We start from the raw sequence: 1768 nt of genomic DNA, 5'->3' as shown, positions 1-1768 counted from the left end.
CGGCCGGGCCTGGCGGAGGGCGCGCCCGCGGATCTCGTGGTGTACGAGGCGGATCCGCTGGCCGACGTGCGGGTGCTGACCGCGCCGCGGCGGATCGTGCTGCGCGGCCGGATCGTCGGCTGAGGGCGCGGAAGCGTAGAGCGTGCCCCGGGGCCGGGGTCAACTTCCGTGAATTGGTTCGCCCGATGGGGTGAACGAGCGCAGAGTGTCCATTGCGTCACCCTCAGTGCGTAAACATGGCGGGGCAGTTGACGATCCGACGACCGTTCACCCGTGGGGGGTTTGTTCCTTGTCCCGTCTGTCCTGCCTGTTCCGCATGCCCGCGACCGCCGTCACGGCGGCCGCGCTGGCCACCGGCCCCGCCCTGCTCCTGGCCGCGCCCGCGCACGCCGAAGACTCCGCCGCCCCGGCCCGTACGGGCTCGGCCGACGCGTCCGTGCTCCGCGCCGACCTCGACGTCTCCCTGCTCGACAAGACCGTGCAGGCGCCCGTGCTCTCCACCCTCAACGAGGTACGCGTGCCGGCCGCGGGGCGGGACTCCGGCGCCGCGGACAAGACCGCGCTCGACGTCCGGGTCGACGGCATCGCCCCCGCCGAGGGGGCCGAACACCCGGACGGCGCCCGGGCGGTGAACATCGCGCGCGCCGAAGTCGCCACCGCCGAGGCCACCGTCGACGCGGACGGCGCCGAGGCGTCGGCGGACCTCGCCCGCGCCGAGGTGCACGTCCCCGGGCTGCCCGCGCTCCCCCTCGTCGAGGTCGAGGAGGTGACGTCGAAGGCGGTGTGCGCGGTGGGCGGGAAGCCGGAGGCCGAGTCGAACACGCTCGGCGCCGTCACGGTGCTGGGCAAGCGCGTCACCGTCACGGTGGGCGGGGAGCCGACGGTCGTCGCGGTGCCCGGCGTGGGGGAGGTGTCGCTCGGCTTCTCGCAGACGCAGACCACCCGGTCGACAGCGAGCGCCGCGGCGCTGCGGCTGACGGTGGCGGTGAACCCGCTGAAGCTGAACGTCGCCGAGGTGGCGGGCGAGGTCACGCTCGTCGAGGCCGCGTGCGAGACGCCCGCGAGAGGCGGTACGGATCCGGCGGGGGAGCCCGGCGAGCGGCCGCAGGGGGACGCGGAGCCGGTCGAGGACGCGGGCCCCGCCGACGGCGCGGACCCCGCCCCGGAGCGGCAACTCGCCGAGACGGGCGGCAGTTCCGCCACCCCGTACCTGGTCGGCGGCGCCGCGCTGCTCGTCGGCCTCGGCGTGAGCGGCGTGGTGCTCGCCCGCCTCCGTACGCGGGGCTGAGCCGGACCCCGCAACTACGAAGCCGGCGCCCCGGGCGGCAGGAACGGCAGGTCGCCCGGGGCGCCGGACTCGATCAGGCGCAGCAGCGCCTTGGTGTCCGCGTGCTCCTCTATCAGGTCCCCCAGCCGCTCCAACTGCTCCTCCCGCAGCCCCGCGAACGACGTGTCCGGCGCCGGCACGAACGCCCGCCCCGCGTCCGCCGCCACCCGCCGCAGGAACGCCCGCCGGAAGCCGTCGTTCTCCAGGGCTCCGTGCCAGTGCGTCCCCCACACCTGCCCCACCCGGCACCCGGCGAGGAACGGCTCACCGCCCCGTACCTCCGCCACCCCGTGGTGGATCTCGTACCCCTCCACCGGCTCGCCCAGCGCCGTCCCCGACGGCCGGGCCAGCGTCTTCTCGGCCGCGAACGCCACCCGTACCGGCAGCAGTCCCAGCCCCGTGACCGACCCCGCCGGCCGCGCCTCCACCCCTGCCGCGTCC

General features: G+C 76.2%; 1 protein-coding gene and 2 pseudogenes. 2 read left to right on the top strand and 1 reads right to left on the bottom strand.

Annotated features, from left to right (window positions below; all coding sequences use genetic code 11):
• Nucleotides 1–123, top strand: a pseudogene (locus H5J30_RS37090) (amidohydrolase family protein); the annotation flags it as partial.
• A 193-nt stretch (nucleotides 124–316) separates the two neighbouring features.
• Nucleotides 317–1288, top strand: coding sequence for an SCO1860 family LAETG-anchored protein (locus tag H5J30_RS31050; protein ID WP_181790839.1), 972 nt, complete (start codon nucleotides 317–319; stop codon nucleotides 1286–1288).
• 14 nt (nucleotides 1289–1302) lie between these two features.
• Here H5J30_RS31050 and H5J30_RS31045 read toward each other — a convergent pair.
• Nucleotides 1303–1768, bottom strand: a pseudogene (locus H5J30_RS31045) (cobyric acid synthase); the annotation flags it as partial.

Source organism: Streptomyces phytophilus (genome assembly GCF_013870535.1).
GTDB classification, from domain to species: domain Bacteria; phylum Actinomycetota; class Actinomycetes; order Streptomycetales; family Streptomycetaceae; genus Streptomyces; species Streptomyces phytophilus.
This window is presented reverse-complemented; position numbering and strand designations above follow the sequence as displayed.

Coding starts and splice junctions, on each gene's coding strand:
- H5J30_RS31050 (WP_181790839.1), top strand. CDS start 317: ATGCCCGCGACCGCCGTCACGGCGGCCGCGCTGGCCACCGGCCCCGCC.